Source organism: Mesorhizobium sp. WSM4898, assembly GCF_029625845.1.
In the GTDB taxonomy this organism is placed as follows: domain Bacteria; phylum Pseudomonadota; class Alphaproteobacteria; order Rhizobiales; family Rhizobiaceae; genus Mesorhizobium.
Map to the genome: position 1 here is coordinate 107,112 of NZ_JARTVQ010000002.1, position 18,284 is coordinate 125,395.

General features: G+C 62.9%; 16 protein-coding genes and 2 tRNA genes. 5 read left to right on the forward strand and 13 right to left on the reverse strand.

The genetic code is table 11. The features are described 5' to 3' along the window. Position 1: 1 nt before the first annotated feature. Together argS and P9228_RS08010 are read right to left on the reverse strand one after the other, a co-directional pair. Positions 2-1,759 carry an arginine--tRNA ligase gene (argS, locus tag P9228_RS08005; protein ID WP_278052964.1) on the reverse strand — a complete coding sequence of 586 codons (1,758 nt, stop codon included), beginning with the start codon at positions 1,757-1,759 and terminating at the stop codon, positions 2-4. 60 nt (positions 1,760-1,819) lie between these two features. Further along, on the reverse strand, positions 1,820-3,037 hold the full coding sequence (locus P9228_RS08010; RefSeq protein ID WP_278052965.1) for a deoxyguanosinetriphosphate triphosphohydrolase: 1,218 nt from the start codon (positions 3,035-3,037) through the stop codon (positions 1,820-1,822). Positions 3,038-3,107: 70 nt separating this feature from the next. On the opposite strand from P9228_RS08010, the gene erpA reads away from it, so the two are divergent. The 4 genes from erpA (at position 3,108) to P9228_RS08030 (ending at position 5,016) form a co-directional block, all read left to right on the forward strand. Continuing rightward, positions 3,108-3,455, forward strand: a complete 348-nt coding sequence (gene erpA / locus P9228_RS08015) for an iron-sulfur cluster insertion protein ErpA (protein WP_066999964.1) — start codon at positions 3,108-3,110, stop codon at positions 3,453-3,455. Between the two features lie 10 nt (positions 3,456-3,465). Next, the gene (locus P9228_RS08020) at positions 3,466-3,858 is read left to right on the forward strand and encodes a VOC family protein (protein WP_095778431.1); all 393 of its coding nucleotides are present in this window, start codon (positions 3,466-3,468) and stop codon (positions 3,856-3,858) included. Positions 3,859-3,865: 7 nt separating this feature from the next. Then, the gene (gene xth / locus P9228_RS08025) at positions 3,866-4,660 is read left to right on the forward strand and encodes an exodeoxyribonuclease III (RefSeq protein WP_095825616.1); all 795 of its coding nucleotides are present in this window, start codon (positions 3,866-3,868) and stop codon (positions 4,658-4,660) included. Positions 4,661-4,740: 80 nt separating this feature from the next. Further along, positions 4,741-5,016, forward strand: a complete 276-nt coding sequence (locus P9228_RS08030) for a hypothetical protein (RefSeq protein WP_278052966.1) — start codon at positions 4,741-4,743, stop codon at positions 5,014-5,016. Positions 5,017-5,031: 15 nt separating this feature from the next. Here P9228_RS08030 and P9228_RS08035 read toward each other — a convergent pair whose 3' ends face one another. From P9228_RS08035 to P9228_RS08080, 10 genes are all read right to left on the reverse strand, one after another. Then, the gene (locus P9228_RS08035) at positions 5,032-5,859 is read right to left on the reverse strand and encodes a tetratricopeptide repeat protein (protein ID WP_278052967.1); all 828 of its coding nucleotides are present in this window, start codon (positions 5,857-5,859) and stop codon (positions 5,032-5,034) included. Further along, on the reverse strand, positions 5,846-7,570 hold the full coding sequence (ilvD, locus tag P9228_RS08040) for a dihydroxy-acid dehydratase (protein WP_066999948.1): 1,725 nt from the start codon (positions 7,568-7,570) through the stop codon (positions 5,846-5,848). The genes P9228_RS08035 and ilvD overlap by 14 nt, the downstream gene beginning before the upstream one ends. A gap of 293 nt (positions 7,571-7,863) precedes the next feature. Next, a complete protein-coding gene (locus P9228_RS08045) occupies positions 7,864-9,108 on the reverse strand; it encodes an OmpP1/FadL family transporter (RefSeq protein WP_278052968.1) in 1,245 nt (414 codons plus the stop codon). 361 nt (positions 9,109-9,469) lie between these two features. After that, the gene (locus P9228_RS08050) at positions 9,470-12,253 is read right to left on the reverse strand and encodes a valine--tRNA ligase (protein ID WP_278052969.1); all 2,784 of its coding nucleotides are present in this window, start codon (positions 12,251-12,253) and stop codon (positions 9,470-9,472) included. Positions 12,254-12,473: 220 nt separating this feature from the next. Next, the gene (locus P9228_RS08055; RefSeq protein ID WP_278052970.1) at positions 12,474-13,280 is read right to left on the reverse strand and encodes a PopZ family protein; all 807 of its coding nucleotides are present in this window, start codon (positions 13,278-13,280) and stop codon (positions 12,474-12,476) included. Between the two features lie 234 nt (positions 13,281-13,514). Beyond that, positions 13,515-14,909 carry a TolC family outer membrane protein gene (locus tag P9228_RS08060; protein WP_067329516.1) on the reverse strand — a complete coding sequence of 465 codons (1,395 nt, stop codon included), beginning with the start codon at positions 14,907-14,909 and terminating at the stop codon, positions 13,515-13,517. A gap of 181 nt (positions 14,910-15,090) precedes the next feature. Continuing rightward, positions 15,091-15,765 carry a protein-L-isoaspartate O-methyltransferase gene (locus tag P9228_RS08065; RefSeq protein WP_095825620.1) on the reverse strand — a complete coding sequence of 225 codons (675 nt, stop codon included), beginning with the start codon at positions 15,763-15,765 and terminating at the stop codon, positions 15,091-15,093. A gap of 126 nt (positions 15,766-15,891) precedes the next feature. Next, positions 15,892-15,965 (reverse strand) — tRNA-Cys (locus P9228_RS08070). A gap of 177 nt (positions 15,966-16,142) precedes the next feature. Next, the gene (locus P9228_RS08075; RefSeq protein WP_066999931.1) at positions 16,143-16,403 is read right to left on the reverse strand and encodes a hypothetical protein; all 261 of its coding nucleotides are present in this window, start codon (positions 16,401-16,403) and stop codon (positions 16,143-16,145) included. Next, on the reverse strand, positions 16,404-16,604 hold the full coding sequence (locus tag P9228_RS08080) for a hypothetical protein (RefSeq protein WP_095780750.1): 201 nt from the start codon (positions 16,602-16,604) through the stop codon (positions 16,404-16,406). Between the two features lie 14 nt (positions 16,605-16,618). Here P9228_RS08080 and P9228_RS08085 point away from each other — a divergent pair. Continuing rightward, a tRNA-Asn gene (locus tag P9228_RS08085) sits at positions 16,619-16,693 on the forward strand. Between the two features lie 92 nt (positions 16,694-16,785). On the opposite strand, the gene P9228_RS08090 is transcribed toward P9228_RS08085, so the two are convergent. Then, entirely contained in the window at positions 16,786-17,676 is an 891-nt protein-coding gene (locus tag P9228_RS08090; protein ID WP_127214974.1) for an FHA domain-containing protein, read from the reverse strand. Between the last annotated feature and the right edge of the window lie 608 nt (positions 17,677-18,284).

Consider the following 18,284-nt stretch of genomic DNA (forward strand, 5'->3'; position numbering starts at 1 on the left):
CCTAACGCATTTCGGTAGGCGCATCAGCTCCTATCAGCGTCAGGCCGGAGGTCAAAACATCCGAAACAGCCTGCACCAGCCCCAGTCTGGCATACGTCAATTGTGGGTCGTTAACCTTAACAAAACGTAAGTCTGGGTTGTCGGTGCCCCGATTCCAGTGTGCGTGGAAGCTCGACGCCAGATCGTAGAGGTAGAATGCCAGCCGGTGCGGCTCCAGCGCAAGCGCCGCGGATTCGATTAGCCGTGGATATTCAGCGAGTTTCCGGATCAGGCCGATTTCGCCCTCGTCCGTCAGCGACGCAACCGAAGCCACAAGCCGGTCGCGGTCGAAATTCGCTTCGCCCAATTGCTCGCTCGCCTGCCGGAACACCGAGTGGCAGCGCGCGGAAGCGTATTGCACGTAGAACACCGGATTGTCCTTGGACTGCTCGGTGACCTTGGCGAAGTCGAAATCGAGCGGCGCATCATTCTTGCGGTAGAGCATCATGAAGCGGATCGGGTCGCGGCCGACCTCCTCCACCACGTCGCGCAGCGTGACGAAATCCCCTGACCGCTTCGACATCCGGACCGGCTCGCCGTCGCGGAACAGCTTCACCAGTTGGCAGAGCAGGACCGTGAGCTTGACCGTGTCGCCGGCGACCGCGCGCGCCAGCGCTTCGAGCCGCTTGACGTAACCGCCATGGTCGGCGCCGAGCACATAGATGAGATCGACGAAGCCGCGCTCGACCTTGTCCTTGAGATAGGCGACGTCGGCGGCGAAATAGGTGAACGAGCCGTCCGATTTCACCAGCGCCCGGTCCATGTCGTCGCCGACCGCGGTCGAGCGGAACAGCGTCTGCTCGCGGTCTTCCCAGTCGTCCGGCTTCTCGCCCTTCGGCGGCGGCAGCTTGCCCTTGTAGATATGGCCCTTCAGCGTCAGGTCGGCGATTGCCGCGCGGATCTTCTTGGCGTTGTCGGCATGCAGCGTGCGTTCGGAGAAGAACACGTCATGATGCACGTTGAGCAGCGCCAGATCCTCGCGGATCATCGCCATCATCGCGTCGACCGTGCGATCCTTGACGATCGCCAGCGCCTCGTCTTCCGGCATCTCCAGCAGGCCGAGGCCGAACTGTTCGGCCAGCGCCTGCCCGACGGGTATCAGATAGTCGCCTGGATAAAGGCCTGGCGGAATCTCGCCGACGGCTTCGCCGAGCGCCTCGCGATAGCGCAGCATGGTCGAGCGTCCAAGCACGTCGATCTGCGAGCCGGCATCGTTGATGACATATTCCTTGGTCACGTCGTAGCCGGCGAAGGCCATCAGGTTGGCTAAAGTGTCGCCGACGACGGCGCCCCGGCAATGGCCGACATGCATCGGGCCGGTCGGATTGGCCGAGACATACTCGACGTTGGCCTTGCGGCCGCCGCCTATCTTGGAGCGGCCATAGTTGCGGCCCTCGCCGAGCAGCACTGCCAAATGCGCTTGCCAGAAGCCGTCCTTCAGCCGGAGATTGACGAAGCCCGGGCCGGCAACGTCGGCGGAAGCGATGTCGGCATCGCTGCGCAGCGCTGCGGTCAGCTGCTCGGCCAGGGCGCGCGGGTTCTGGCCGGTGGGCTTTGCCAGCACCATCGCCGCATTGGTGGCAAGGTCGCCATGACTGGCGTCGCGCGGCGGCTCGACCGCGATGCGCGACAGATCCAGCGCTCCGCCATCCTTGTTCTTCAGATCAAGGGCTTCGACGGCTTTTACGATCCGCGCGTTGAAATCGGCGAAGATATTCATCGGGTATGCTCTGGGCTTTAAGAGGGACCGGCTGCTTGGCCGACAAAATCGTGGCTCGCCCTAGCCCAAATCCGGCGTATGGTCAAACAATCGCCTGTGCTCCTTGAGCGCATAGGTATCGGTCATTCCGGCCAGGAAATCGGCGACGCTGCGCGCCTTGATGCGATCCTGCGCCCTGTCGAGCCCTTCGCGCCAGCCGTCCGGCATGGCGCGCGGGTCGGCGAAATAGACATCGAACAGGTCGCGGACGATCTGCTCGGCGTCGGCCCGCACGCGCATCACTTCGGCATGCCGGTAGAGATGCTTGTAAAGAAAGGCCTTCAGCTCCTTTTCGGCTGCCGCCATTTCGGCCGAGAAGGTGACCATCGTCTCACCCGCCGCCCTCACCGCATCGGCGCTGTCCGGCTTGAGGCGTTCGATATTGGCGGCAGCGGCAGCAATGACATCCTCCACCATCAGCGTGATCTGCCGCCGCATCAGCTCGTGGCCGGTGCGAACGTCGTCGAGTTGCGGGTAGCGGGCGCGCACGCCACTCAGGATCGAGCCCGGCAGGCCGATGCCTTCCAGCATGTCCAGCGTCAGCAGGCCGGCACGCAGGCCGTCGTCGATGTCATGCGTGTTGTAGGCGATATCGTCGGCGATCGCGGCGCACTGCGCCTCGATGCCGGCGAAGCGGTCGAGCTCGAGGTCGTGCAGCGCGGAATAGTCGCGGATCGCCTGCGGCACGGGGCCCTTGAGCCCCTTCCCGCTTGCATCGGTAAGCGGCCCGTTATGCTTGACCAGCCCTTCCAGCGTCTCCCAGCTGAGGTTCAACCCGTCGAACTCGGCGTAGCGCCGCTCGAGCCGGGTGACGACGCGCAGCGACTGCGCGTTGTGATCGAAGCCGCCCCAGCCGGCCATCTTTTCGTTCAGCGCCTCCTCGCCGGTATGGCCGAAAGGCGTGTGACCGAAATCGTGCACCAAGGCCACTGCCTCCGCCAGATCCTCGTCGCCGCGCAGCGCGCGTGCCAGGGCGCGGGCAATCTGCGCCACCTCGATCGAATGCGTCAGCCGGGTGCGGTAGTGATCGCCCTCATGCGCAATGAACACCTGCGTCTTGTGCTTCAGCCGGCGGAAGGCGGTGGAATGGATGATGCGGTCGCGGTCACGCTGGAATGGCGTCCGGGTCGGACTTTCCGGCTCATCGAACAGGCGGCCGCGCGAGCGCGCCGGATCGCTCGCGTAAACGGCGCGCGGCCGGTAGCCGAAACCGATCTCACCGAGAGCATCCTTGCCCATTCGCCCACCAGTTGACTTGCCCCCGTCCGCTTCATACCTATCATGGGAAACCGAAAGCAAGGTGACGCCGATGGGCGCGGATGCCAAGACTGCCATGAAGGTCGAAATGACCGAAGCGGCCGCGAAGCGGATCGCCAGGATTCTGGCCGGCGAGCCGGGCAAGAATGCCTTGCGCGTTTCCGTCGAAGGCGGCGGCTGCTCCGGCTTCTCCTACAAGTTCGATCTCGTCGATAGTCGCAACGACGACGACGTAGCCATCGAGAAGGATGGCGCCACGATCCTCATCGACGACCTCTCGCTGGTCTATATGGGCGGCTCGGTGATCGATTTCGTCGATGACCTTATGGGTCAGTCTTTCCAGATCCGAAACCCGAACGCCGTCGCCTCCTGCGGCTGCGGCACCAGCTTCTCCGTCTAGCGGGCCGCCAATGCCCACGGTCGGCGCGGTCCGTCAGGTCGCGCTGTCGGCCGGGCGCGATCTCGATAGAACGCTGGCTTTCTGGCACGATGTGCTCGGCATGAGCGTGCATGCGCGCTACGATCCGCCGGGCATCGCCTTCATCATCGCGGGCGGCGTGCGGCTGTTTTTTGGCGACGGCGTGCCCCCCGGCACCGTCTATCTCGATATTGCCGGCCTCGAGGCCTTCCATGCCGAGGCGAAAGCCGCCGGTGTTCCTTTCACCGCGTCGCCGGCGCTGGTCCATCGCGACACCGAGGGCCGGTTCGGTCCGGCGGGGGAAAGCGAATGGATGGCCTTTCTAAAGGATCCGGCAGGCAATACGATCGGCCTCGTCGAACGCCTTGCGCCGGAAGAACATTGAGGTCCGCATGAAGATCGTCACCTGGAATATCAACGGCGTTCGCGCCCGCATCGGCAACCTCACCCACTGGCTGACCGAGAGCGCGCCGGACATCGTGTGCCTGCAGGAGATCAAGACGGTCGACGACCAGTTCCCGCGCGCCGAGATCGAGGCGCTGGGCTATAATGTCGAGACCAACGGGCAGAAGAGCTTCAACGGCGTCGCTCTCCTGTCGAAGCTGCCCTTCGACGAGGTCAATCGCGGTTTGCCTGGCGACGATGCCGACGACCACGCGCGCTTCATCGAAGGCGTCTTCTCGACCGATAAGGGCGCGCTGCGGGTCGCCTCCCTCTATCTGCCAAACGGCAACCCAGTCGAGGACGAGCGGAAGTTTTCCTACAAGCTGTCATGGATGGCGAGGCTAGAGCGCTGGGCGGAAGAGCGGCTGAGGCTCGAGGAAGCGCTGGTGCTGGCCGGGGACTACAACGTCATCCCCGAGCCCGCCGACGCCAGGTTCCCCGAAAACTGGCGTAGTGACGCGCTATTCCAGCCTCAGACGCGGCAGGCCTTCCGGCGCCTGAAGAATCTCGGGTTCACGGAAGCCGTGCGCGCCGTGACCGATTCGCCCGATGTCTATACTTTCTGGGACTATCAGGCCGGGGCCTGGCAGAAGAACAACGGCATCCGCATCGACCATCTATTGCTGTCTCCCGAAGCCGCCAACCGCTTCTCGTCGGCCTCGGTGGAAAAGCACGTCCGCGCCTGGGAAAAACCTTCCGACCACGTGCCGGTGGCCATCGATCTGCGCTTGCAGCCGGCCTGAAGGCGCTGCTTGCGGGCTCTTGCCGAACCCTGATGTCGCCACAAATCGCGCGTCTGATGCTGGATTGTTGCGGGGGTTCGATGGCGATCCGATTTGTTCTTTGCCCGGTCGGCCTTGCGCTGGCGTTTGCCGCGCCGGCGCTCGCGGCGCCGGAGTGTCTTGCCAACGGCAAATCGTTCAAGATCGGTGAGACGGCCTGCCTGACGATTGCCGGCGAAAGTCACCTCGCCCGCTGCGACATGGTTCTCAACAACACGTCCTGGACGAAGGTCCAGGACGACTGCCCCGGCGAGAATCAGGCGCCGAAACTGCACCCGACCTCGATCACGGCGCCGACGGAACCTACCGAAAATTGAAGCCGAAGCTGCGGCCTACTGGTCGCCGTTGTTGCCCTTGGTCAGGATGTCGTCGGCGAGCGAAATCGCCGTGCGACGGTCGGCTTCGCCAGCCGCGGCGAAGGCCTCTTCCTGCATGCTGCGGATCCAGGGCTGATCCGCCGGCGGGGCACGCTCCAAGGCAGCCGTCATCATCGCCAGGCCGCGCACGATCTTGCCGCTCTGGAACAACAGGTTGCCGAGCGTCGCCTGCGCACCGGCATGGCCTTTTTCGGCCGCGAGTTGCAGCCAGCGCCCAGCCTGTTTGACGCTGGCCTTCACGCCGCCCTCGCCTTTGAGGAACATCTGACCGATCTCGAACTGGGCGTTCGGGTTGCGGTAGTTGGCGGCGGCGCGCATGTAGTATTCCTGCGCCGCAACCTCGTTCTCCTCGACCGGGCTGCCGGGGATACCTTTGCGCAGATAGTCGCCGAGCGCGACAAGCGCGTCGGAGACATAGCTTTCCTCGGGCGAGCCGGGCTCGACATCCTGGTCGACGATCTCCGAGAAGAACTTGAAGGCGGCATAGTCGTCGCGGGCCACGCCGTCGCCCTGGGCATACATGCGCGCAAGTTTCCAGGTGGCCCCGATCTGGCCGTTCTCGGCGGCATATTTATAGGCCTCGACCGCTTGGTCCTTGTGGCCGTTCTTGTAGGCGGAGAAGCCGAACTGGAACACCGCCCACGGACTCGACTGCGGCTTGACCCCGGTCTTGTCGTCGAACACCTTGTCATCGAAGGCCATGGCCTGCCCGACGGCGCCCAAGGTCGCCACCGCGACCAGTGCCGGCAAGACAAATGACCTCAACACCTCAAATGTCCGCATAGCAGTGTGTTTCTTTTGCGCCGCCCGGATGGGTGACCGCGCCGTCGCGGGCCGACCCTACGGTCTGCGCATATTTCCAGATCGCGCCGGACTGATAGTCGGTCTTGCGCGCCTTCCATTTCTTGGCCCGGGCCGCCAGTTCGGCATCCGACAGCGCCACCTCGATCGTGCCATTAACGGCATCGATAGAGATCACGTCGCCATTCTTGATGAGCCCGATCGGCCCGCCGACCGCCGCCTCCGGCCCGACATGGCCGATGCAGAAACCACGTGTAGCACCGGAAAAACGGCCGTCGGTGATCAGCGCCACTTTGCCGCCCATGCCCTGGCCGTAGAGCGCTGCCGTCGTCGACAGCATCTCGCGCATGCCCGGACCGCCGCGCGGCCCCTCGTAGCGGATGACGAGAACCTCGCCCTCCCGGTAATTGCGCTGCGTGACCGCTTCGAAGCACTCCTCTTCCGAATCGAAGCAGCGCGCCGGGCCTGAGAATTTCAGCTCCGACATGCCGGCGATCTTCACGATCGCGCCTTCGGGGGCGAGGTTGCCCTTTAAGCCCACAACGCCGCCTGTCTTGGTGATTGGCCGATTGGCGGGACGCACAACATCCTGGCTCTCATTCCAGGCAACGTGCTCCATGTTTTCGGCCAAAGTGCGGCCAGTGACCGTCATGCAGTCGCCGTGAAGATAGCCGTGGTCGAGCAGCGTCTTCATCAAGAGCGGAATGCCGCCGGCCTCGAACATGTCCTTGGCGACATATTTGCCGCCGGGCTTGAGGTCGGCGATATAAGGCGTCTTTTCGAAGATCGCCGCCACGTCGAAGAGGTCGAACTTGAGACCCGCCTCATGCGCGATCGCCGGCAGATGCAGTGCCGCGTTGGTCGAGCCGCCGGTGGCCGACACGACCGTCGCGGCATTCTCCAACGCCTTGCGGGTAACGATGTCGCGCGGCCGGATGTTTTTCGCGATCAGCTCCATGACCTTTTCGCCGGAGGCGAAATTGAACCGGTCGCGCATTTCGTAGGGCGCCGGCGCGCCGCAGGAATAGGGCAAGGCCAGCCCGATCGCCTCGGCGACCGTGGCCATGGTGTTGGCGGTGAACTGGGCGCCGCACGACCCTGCCGACGGACAGGCGGCCTGCTCGATCTCGAGCAGCTCGGCATCGGAGATCGTGCCGACCGAATGCTGCCCGACCGCCTCGAACACATCCTGCACGGTGATCTGCCTTCCGCGGTAGCTGCCGGGCAGGATCGAACCGCCATAAATGAAGATCGACGGCACGTTGAGCCGCACCATCGCCATCATCATGCCGGGCAGCGACTTGTCGCAGCCGGCAAGCCCGACCAGCGCGTCATAGCAATGGCCACGCATGGTGAGCTCGACTGAATCGGCGATCACCTCGCGCGACACCAGGGACGACTTCATGCCCTGGTGGCCCATGGCGATACCGTCCGTGACGGTGATGGTGCAGAATTCGCGCGGCGTGCCATTGGCGGCCGCGACGCCCTTCTTCACCACCTGCGCCTGGCGCATCAGCGAGATGTTGCAGGGTGCGGCCTCGTTCCAGCAGCTGGCGACGCCGACGAGCGGCTGCGCGATCTCGGCCGCCGACAATCCCATGGCGTAGAGGTATGAACGATGCGGCGCGCGCGCCGGACCTTCGGTCACGTAGCGGCTGGGCAGCTTGGCCTTGGAGATTGCCTTGGCGTCCATCGTCGTCCTTGCCGCACACCCCGCGGCCGGTCCCATCGCCGGGCCAACCTGGCACGCGTCCCGAGACCTACTCGAGTTGCTCCGGGTTTATGGCGGGAAATGGGCAGTTCCCTCGGCTAGCCTTTTAGCTTCGGGGTTGTTCATAAACTGTTGCTGAAACGTCACAATCGTCTGAAGCGCCGGCTGTGCAGCTAATTTGCAACACAGGATCGGCCAACCAGCCCAGGCCGTTGATGCCCAATAGAAAAAGGCCGGTCGGTGCCCGGCCTTCTTCGCGGAATTGCGGGAGCGGCTTAGAACTTGATCTTTATGCCACCCGAGATCGCCGTGACCAGATCGTTGCCGAAGTCGTAGCTGGCGTCGGTGCCGGCCTGATAACCGTTGTCTCCGGTCACGATGCCGGAATGCCCGCTGGTCAGCACACCGAATGCACCAGCCAACCGAACCTCGATGTTCGGCCGCGGCGTGTAGGCGACGCCGCCCCCGAGTGTCCAAGTATCGGTCTGCGCGCCATAGCCGTGCGAAGTGCCGCGATCCCAGGTGAGCTGACCGGCGGCGCTCCACTGATCGTTGAACTTATGGCCTATGCCGCCGGACACCGTCCAACCGTCGCGATACATCAGGTCCAGCGAGGTGGCCTGAAGAGAGCCGGAAGCATCATTGCCCGTAAAACATGCGGCGGTGGGAGTCCCGACAATACAAATGGGAACGCTCTGCAGCACGCTCCAGTTCACCCATTTGATCGAACCGAAAGCAAGCCAGCCTGGCGCGATGCCGGATTGCAATTTCAACTCCACGGAGTCCGGCATGTACTGAGTGCTGCCGTAGATCGGCGCAGAACCCGTGGGTAATGTCGGTGACGTCAGGGTGCCGGAGATGTTGTCGAGCTTGACCTGGGAATTATAGACCAAGCTGGCGCGGAGTGCGATCTCAGGGATTTCGTAGGCAACGCCAGCGCGCCAGCCCCAGCCGCTGGCCTCCAGGTCGACGCGGCCAATCGGTGACGGCCCAACTGGATTGAAACCCACTAAGCTTTGCTTGAAGCCTGAAATATCCTGGTAGAACGCGCCGCCGATAAAGCGGAGCTGGCCCTTACCGACATCGAACTTGTATGAACAGGTACCAGCGTAGTTATTGCTCTTGATGTCCGTTTCAACGTTGGAAAAAGCGCCATTCCACGACGCGCCAGGGGCGGTGTGAGCGCCCCACGGCTGTGAATAGTCGATCATACAGTCGACGCCCGGCACAACCTGAACCTTGCCCCCGATGCGCGGCACCCAATAACCCTCGGCGCCATCCGCCGTGGAACTGAGAAAATTGAATGTCCCATTCAGACCAGTCGCATTCTTGTACTTGCGATCCGGCATCACATAGGTAGCTTCCGCTTCCGTCGCGAACGGCGCCGGGTCGAACAGCAGGTCGATGTCGTAGCCGCCGCGCTCGAGCCCACCGGCATGCGCCGGGTGCATCGCCGCTCCGATCAAAGCCAGCGAAAAGCACCCTGCCCCCAGCAGTGCTTTGAGCCGCAAAACGTTCATGGAAATCCTCCCCGAAACACGAAGTGGGGCAAGCTAGAACCAATTCAGGTTAACGGCGCAACAACGAATTCGTGAGCTGTACATGTACACCTTGACAGCTCGTATTTTCGCCATGGTCATCGACCGCCCATTGAGCCTTAAAAGCGGCCCACTCGGCATCGGACTGAGAGAAAAAATTGCAAAAACGGTCCGAAACAGCTCAAAAACGGGCCATTTTGATCGGACTGGGCCCCATTGTTACATTACGGCAACAATGGGGCCAAAACTTTCCGTTTACGTCAAAATTAACCCAACGGCAGGCCCGTATACGAGCGTGGTGACGCTTCGTAAAGCGCCCTCCAGTGAAGCCGAATCTTGCCGGTCACCCGGCGTCTCGGACCCTGGTCAGGGCAACTGAAAGCTTCTCTTGCGCCTCGCGATATTCGGCGAGCTTTTCGCGCTCTGCCTCGACCACCTCCTGCGGCGCGTTGGCGACGAACTTCTCGTTGGAAAGCTTCTTGTGCAGGCGGGCGATCTCCTCGGTCACCTTGGCCAGTTCCTTCTGCAGCCGCGTTGCTTCGGCCTGAAGGTCGATAAGGCTGCCGAGCGGCAGACAGACGGTCGCTTCGTTGAGAACGATCTGGGCCGAGCCTTTCGGCGGCGCATCGACCAGCGCGATGTCGCCGACACGCGCCAGCCGCTTGATGGCCTGGGCGTGGCGGTCCAGCCTTTCCTGCGTGATGGCATTGGCGCCGATCACCACCAGCGGCGCGATCGCCGCCGGCGGCACGTTCATTTCCGAGCGCACCGAGCGAATGCCGGAGACGAGCTCGACCAGCCAGTTGATGTCGGCGGCAGCCTCGTCATCCTCGAAATCGGGCGCGGGCCAGGCAGCGTGGCAAAGCAGGGAGGTGCGTTCCTTCCCCTCGCCCGCGGTCTGCGCCCACAGCTCCTCGGTCATGAACGGCATCATCGGGTGCAGCAGCTTGTAGATCTCGTCCAGCACGAAGGCGACACAGGCCCGGCTCTCCGCCTTGGCGGCCTCGTCCGCGCCCATGAACACCGGCTTGAGCAGTTCGAGATACCAGTCGCAGAACAAGTTCCAGACGAAGCGATAGGCGGCGCCCGCCGCCTCGTTGAAGCGGTAGGTGGTGATGCCCTCCGTGATCGCCCGCGCCGCCCGCGTCAGCTCGGTCAGGATCCAGCGGTTGACAGCGAGCTTGGCGTCGTGCAGCCAGAAATCGTCGTTCCTGGCGACCTCGTTCATTTCGGCGAAGCGCGTGGCGTTCCAGAGCTTGGTCCCGAAATTGCGGTATCCGGCGATACGCGCCGGGTCGAGCTTCACGTCGCGCCCCTGCGCTGCCATCACGGTCAAGGTGAAGCGCAGCGCGTCGGCGCCATACTCGTCGATCAGGTCGAGCGGGTCGATGACGTTGCCTTTCGACTTCGACATCTTCTGCCCGTTCTTGTCGCGCACCAGCGCATGAACATAGACCGTGTGAAACGGCTCCTCGTTCATGAAATGCAGGCCCATCATCATCATCCGGGCCACCCAGAAGAAGATGATGTCGAAGCCGGTCACCAGCACGTCGGTCTGGTAGTAGGTCTTCAGCTCCGGCGTCTGGTCAGGCCAGCCGAGCGTCGAGAACGGCCACAGCGCCGAGGAGAACCAGGTGTCGAGAACGTCCTCGTCGCGCGTCAGGATCTCGCCCGGCTTGAAATTCTCAAGCTTGTCCTCGACCCAGGCCTTCCACGGTCCTTCCAGTGCCAAATAATATTCGACCGCCGCGGCCAGCGCCTCCTCTTCGGTCTTCTCGACGAAGACGCGTCCGTCCGGCCCGTACCAGGCCGGAATCTGGTGCCCCCACCACAGCTGCCGCGAGATGCACCAGGGCTGGATGTTCTCCATCCAGTCGTAATAGGTCTTCTCCCAGTTCTTCGGCACGAAGTCCGTGCGGCCCTCGCGCACAGAGGCAATGGCCGGCTTGGCGAGCTCCGCCGCGTTGACGTACCACTGGTCGGTGAGGAACGGCTCGATCGGCACGCCGCCGCGATCGCCATGCGGCACGGTGTGGCGATGCGGCTCGACCTTTTCCAGGAAGCCGCCCGCTTCCATCAGCTCGACGATCTTCTTGCGCGCCACGAAGCGATCCAGCCCGTCGAGCTCATCCCAGACGGCCTGGCGCTGCGGCGTCACTTCAAGACCTGCAAGGAACTCCTCGTTATCCTTGAGCTTGATGTAGGCTTCGACGGTCAGGATGTTGATCGCCGGCAGCTTGTGGCGCTTGCCGACCTCAAAGTCGTTGAAGTCATGCGCCGGGGTGATCTTGACCGCGCCGGAACCCTTTTCCGGATCCGAATACTCATCCGCCACAACGGGTATCCTGCGGCCGACGATCGGCAGGATGACGTTCTTGCCGACCAGGTCGCGAAACCGCTCGTCGTCGGGGTGAACCGCCACCGCCGTGTCGCCCAGCATGGTTTCCGGGCGTGTCGTGGCGACGGTGATGAACGTCTTCGGATTCTCGGGATCGAACGCCAGGCCTTCGACCGGGTAGCGGAAATGCCAGAGATTGCCGTTGACCTCATGCTGCTCGACCTCGAGATCGGAAATGGCCGTCAACAGCTTCGGATCCCAGTTTACAAGCCGCTTGTCCTTGTAGATCAGCCCCTCCTTGTAGAGGGTGACGAACACCTCCAGCACCGCCTTGGACAGACCCTCGTCCATGGTGAAGCGCTCCCGGCTCCAGTCGGCCGAGGCACCGAGCCGCCTCAGCTGGTTGAAGATCGCGCCGCCGGATTCGGCTTTCCACTCCCAGACCTTTTCTATGAACTCCTCGCGCGTCAGGTCGCGGCGATGGATCTGCCTCTCCATCAGCTGCCGCTCGACCACCATCTGCGTGGCGATGCCGGCATGATCCATGCCCGGCTGCCACAGCACATTCTTGCCGCGCATGCGCTCGAACCGCACCAGGATATCCTGCAGCGTGTTGTTGAGCGCGTGCCCCATATGCAGCGAGCCCGTAACGTTCGGCGGCGGGATGACGATGGTGAAGGCTTCCGCCCCTTCCTCTGCGCCGGCGCCGGCGCGGAACGCATCGGCCTCTTCCCAGATTTTGGCGATCTTCGGCTCGACGGTCTTGGCGTCGTAGGTTTTATCAAGCATGGAGGAAGTCCGAACTGTCGGGAACAAGCGTCCGGTGTAAATCGGAAGCTCTTGGCCGAGTCAACCGCGAGAAGGATGAGCCCGCCTTGCCCAGATAGGCTTGCGGCGATCAGCGGCAAGCCCATTGCTCATCGCAAGACAAATCGCGCGGCCGCATTTTCGCGGAAATAAAAAGCACCGCCCGACGGCGGCGCCTTTTACGCTGAAAGCCCAGACGAAATCACTGCGCGCCGCGCGCCACGCGCTCGATTTCCTCGCGCACCAGCCGTTCGACCAGTGTCGGCAGGTTGTTGTCGAGCCAGTCCTGCAGCATCGGCCGCAGCATCTCCTCGGCCATCTCGTCGAAGCTCTTCTTGCTGCGGCTGGCGAAGGCATCGGAAAGCTCGCCGAAGGCCGCCGCGACCTGACGGCCCGTATGCTCGGACAGGATTGCCGGCCGGGCTGGCGGCAGGTCGGACGAGGATGGCGCCGAAACGTTGCCGGGCGCCGCGGTTTCGGCCGTTGGCGCGGCAAGATCCTCGTCGTCGATCTCGACTTCGGGTGTCACTTCCGGAGTTGCTACCTTCGCCTTGGCGGAACTTCCGCCAACGGCGGCGATCTCGCGCCGCCAATCGGCGACGATGGTATCGGCACTTTGCGGCACGCTCGCCGCGCTCCCCGCAACCGCCGGGGTGTCCGGCTCGGCGGCTGCCCTGGCCCCGACTTCCGCCAGGGTGGTGGGAGCAGGCGCGGTCTTCACCGGTTCAGGGCTCGTCTCGGCGATCGTCGGATCGGACGCCGCAAGCTGGGCCTGTATTTCCGCCAGACTCACCGGCTTGCTGGGAGCGGATCCGACGTTGAGCTCGGAACGGAAGGCATCAAGGTCGGCCGTCTGCGCCGCCGGCGTCGGCCGGAGGTCCTGGCGAACGTCACCGTTGTCCGCCGCCGGTTGCTTGCGGCCGGTGTCGCTGTCCTCGATGATCCTTCGGATGGAAGCAAGTATCTCTTCCATGGAAGGTTCGCGCTGCGCGCTGCTCGCTGTCGCCATCGTCACATCCGCCGCCTTTGTGACTTGTTCAAGATTTCCATTCCGGCAAGACCGGAATTCGAATCAATGCGGACAGCGTAACCGACCGATCGTCATCCGAGAATCCCCAATCTGGGGAGACGTTGGATTTCAACAGATTAGCTCGCTAAGCCGCCGACAGCCGACTGTCTGGTTTCCAATGCAAAAGCGCCGCGCATCCATTAGACACGCGGCGCTTTTGGAAATGCCAAAGGTTCAGCGGCCGTCCGGCGTGCGCAGCCCGATCCACTTGTCCTTGACGGCGTTGTAATGCTCTTCCGGGTTGTATTTCGTGACCGCCAGGCCGAGTTGGCCGGCGGACAGGCGGCCAATCGCCGACAGGATGGCGTAGCTCGCCACGACGACATCGCGCTCGGAGCTCGCCTGGTTGATCTTGGCGGTGATGACGGCGTTCTGCGCGTTGAGCACGTCGAGCGTGGTGCGCTGGCCGACATTGCGTTCCTCGATGACGCCGTTGAGCGCCAGTTGCGCGGCGGCGATCACCTGCCTGTTGGCATCCACGCTTTCGCGCGCGGCGGTGTATTGCGTCCACGCCGAAGCCACGGCCTGGCGCACCTGGTCGCGACTGACGTCGACCTCGATGCGGGCCTGGCTGAGCGATTCCTTCGACTGGCGGACCAGCGCAGAGGTGCGCCCGCCCGAATAGATCGGCACGGTAAGCGTTGCACCGATATTGGCCGAATTGGTCGTTCCTTCGGAACCCGCCGATGCAAAAACGCCGGGCGAGGTGTTGCGATACTGGCTCGAAATCCCGGCGCTGGCGGAAAGCTGCGGCAATAGCGCCCCTTCGGCCGACTTAACCGAAAAGGCCGCGGCGTCGACGAGATGCTCGGTGGCAAGGATGGCCGGATGCTCCGCGGCGGCGATGGCGAAGGCCGAATCGAGGCTTCCCGGCAGCAGCTTTCCAACCGGCGCGGCCGCCTTGAGCTTGCCCGGCTCGTCGCCGATGATCTGGTGGTAGGTCGCAGCGCTCGCCAGCGCCGTCGCGCGAGCGCTGGCGAGTTGCGCCACCGCGGTCGCCCGCGAGGCATCGGCCTGTGCGACGTCGGTGCGGGTGCCCTCTCCGACCTCGAAGCGCGACCGCGCGGCGCGCGCCTGCTCGGTCAGGAATTGCAGGTTCTGTGCGGTCAGGACCGCGATCTGGCGATCGCGGATCACATCCATGTAGGCGCTTGCCGCGTTGAACAGGATGTTCTCTTCGGTGTTGCGGAGACTTTCTTGCGAGGCCCTGACCTGCGCTTCGGCGGCGGCGACATTGTTCTTGGTTTGAAAGCCGTCGAACAGCGTCTGGTCGATCTCAACCCCGAAATTCCCCGTAGTGATATTTAAGGTTTGACCAAGGTTGTTGTTGCGGCTGCTCGTGTAGTCGATGCTAGCCGATCCCCTGATCGTCGGGCGGTAGCCGGACTTGGCGATGGCCACGCCCTCGTCGGTGACACGGGTGCCCGCGCGGGCGGAATTCAGCTGGGAATTGTATTGATAGGCTTTGGCGAGCGCGCCGGTGATGGTTTCGGCGGATGCTGCCAGCGGCGAAAGCGCGGTCGCCGAAACAAGTATGGCTGATAGAAAAGTCTTGTGTAGGGGCGGCACGTATTATCCCTCATTCGTTTGCATGGGAACCACGCCGCGCACCTTTTCCTTCCGGATCAGATAGCGCCGCGTGTTTATCGTCCCCCGCTGACAGCCCCCGAAAATGCACGTGAAGCAAATCAGCAACGATTGTTCAAGCGCAAGCGATCATGTCAGCGCCTTCGCTGCAAGGCAAAACCGCTCAAAATTCGAACGCATGAGCACGTTCGAACCCCGGTAGTGGCTTAATTGCCGCATTAAATGCGCGTCTGCCGGTTACAACCCCCCCGGCCTTGACAAAAAGACGCGCAACGCCGGAGTTGCCCTGCCCCTCGACCACAACCAGCCGTCCGTCCTCGGCGAGCTGGCCGAGCAATGCCGCGGGCACCTCCTCGACGCTGCCGCCGATGAAGATGACGTCATAGGGCGCCGCGGCGGCATGACCCTGCGGTAACGGCCCGATCACTACGGTGGTGTTCTGGCAATCCAGTGCGGAAAGGGTCGACTTCGCGGCTTCGGCAAGCGCCGGGTCGCTTTCGAGCGCAACCACCGATTTTGCGATTCGGGAAAGCAGCGCGGCCGAATAGCCGGTGCCGCAGCCGACATCGAGCACCGAATCGGTGTCGCTGATTTCGGCCAGTTGCAAAAGCTTGGCGAGCGGTGACGGTTCCATCAGATAGCGGGCACCGCCGCCACTGACGCCATCGGTGATGCGGATGTCCTCGTCGATATAGGCTAGGTCCCGCTGCCCGGCGCCGACAAAAGCCTCGCGCGGCACGGAAAGCATCGCTTCGATCAGCGGCGCGCTGGTCACATCGGTGGTGCGGATCTGGCCATCGACCATCTTCACGCGGCGTTCGGAGAAATCAGCGTTCATGTCCCAACCAACCCGCTTCCCGCGCCCAATTCGCTGCCCGCGCCCGATCCGATTTCCAGGCAAATGACGCGGGCCAATTCGACCGGAACCTAGCGCCCCGGCGCGATAGCGCCGGAGCCCGGGCATTGGAGGCCTCGCCCGGAATCGAACCGGGGTGCAAGGATTTGCAGTCCTCTGCGTAACCACTCCGCCACGAGGCCTTCCATGCTCCCGGCGTTCCGGGGCAACTCAATATGTTGGCGGTGAAAGGTCGTCAAGCACCGGCAAGTCATTCCCGATGCTTTCCCATTCCTCATCGAAGGCAGTGGTTGCCGATTGCTTGCGGCCGATCCCGATGGTGTCGGCGGCACCTGCCGGACGTTCTCCCTGCAAAGCTCTCAATCCGGCCGGCGGCGGCGTTCCCACCAGACCACGAAGCGGCGCCTGTGACGACGCACCAGTGCGAATTCGTAGGACAGGACCAGCAGGCCGATCGGAACCATCCAGAAACCGAGAATCGGCAGAAAGCCCAGAATCCCGCCGATTGTGAGCAGCACGCCGATCGCGATCCGCAATCCCCGCGAGCGCGGCATGGAGAAGTCGCGGCCGAAGACCGTGATCTTGCGCGCCGGTGGGTTATCGTCGTCAGTTGCCGTCATTCAAAGCCAGATCCCATCTGCGCGGCCGATGTCATAAATACCAAAGGACGACCAGCCGCATTGTTCCATGCCGGTGTCAAGCCGCTCATATGTGGGCACGCCGAAGCGATGCCACAAATCGCCGCACGAAAAACTGCAGAAAAATTGCGAATTGCTGCTTTGCAAAGCCGAAAGGTGTTTGCTATAGGCTGCGCCACTCACGTCAGAGCCTCCGTTCCCCGGTAGCTCAGTGGTAGAGCAACCGGCTGTTAACCGGTTGGTCGCTGGTTCGAATCCGGCCCGGGGAGCCAATCGCCATTGAATTTCACTGAATAAACTTCCGATTCTACAAGCGCGCGGCGCTGGATCCGGCAGCATGCGGCAACGGTCAAGCCCGGCCGGGTCAGTCTGAGATAATTTCGTAGTGAAGGATTTGGGCGTCGCCGAGGGACGATCTCCGTCCAGGCGAGATGACGCCGGAGCCGAAGAGAAGAATATCTTCGCGGCGCACGAATACCTCATGGTCGGGTCCCATCGACACAAAGGTGCCCGACGAGCTTCGCTCGATAAGCACGGCCTTGCCATTCGAAATGGTGAAGGTCGCGTGGTGCCTTGAGACCCAGGGCCGCTGGATGACGATGTTGCATTCCGGGGATCGGCCGATCGTCACCAACTCGTTGTTTCGGCAGGATCGCAACTGATCTCCATAGCGGATGACCAGATTGATCTGCCGCGGCGGGGCGGAGCGTCTCTCGATAACCGTGCCCCGGCTGACGATTTGCGTACTGAGGGCCCGATCCTCGCTCCCCAGGGTATAGACATCGAAGAGTTCTTGCTTTCCCTTGAAAGCCATTTTGTCGAGGAGCCGCAGGGCACTGCGGCTATCCGCGCAAAGGGCTTCGAAGAAGCTCTGGCTGATCAGCACCTCCCCGGGGTTGGCCGTGGTGGATAACCTTGCGGTGACATTGATAACGTCTCCGAATACCGCGCCCCGCGCGCGAATGACCGCCCCGAAATGCAATCCGATCCGGGCGTGCAACGGCCCTTTCGTCAGTTCGCTGCTGATTTGGAAGACGGCCCTCAGCGCCGCCTCCGAACTGTCGAACAGGCTGAGCACGTCATCGCCCTTCGAGTAAATGAAGTCACCGCCGTGCCGGGCGACGATCTCGCGTATCGCGTCGAGGCAATCCGAGATCTGCTGCAGAGCTGCATCGTCGCCGATGCGCTCATAGAGCGGCGTGCTGCCCACGACATCAGCTAGGAGGACTGCGGCCAGAAGTCTTTCCTGATCCATCGGCTCGTATCCGACCAAGAACGCGACGTATATAGCATAACTCGCCCTGCTTGCCCGCCTGGGAGCCGGTACTGTGGCGTGAGCATCTTGCACGGACAGGCCTTGTTGCCGCCTCGGCAACTGCACAAGAGACTTTCCACGGCTATGATTGCACGGATGACTGCTCGGGCCACGAGGCCGGCTATGATTGAGCGGCAAGGGGCGCTATCGCCGATGAGCGAGATTGCGATGGTGATAGCCAATCGTTCGACGAAGGCTGCCAAGCGTGCGTTGAGGAGCAGGCAGATGATGCGGTCCGGAACAGCATCCCGAAAGCGAGGACGAGGATAATAGGCGCGCGGCATACAGGCCGGTTCAGGGCAATGCTGGGTGGCGCGCGCGTGAGACGAACGGGTGGAGTGTATCATTTTAATACAATCCTCAATTTGTAGACTCCTGCCATGCATCGGCAGCTAGTGTTCTCCCGTCCAGGCTAGTGGAGGGAAGACCGCGGACCGGGAGGAAAAAGATGTCCATCCAAAAGGAAGACTATCGAACGAACCGAGCCGACTATGCCCTTGCCGCGAAAGGCCAATCGGCCGTCGATGTGGGCCGCAACGAGATTCTGG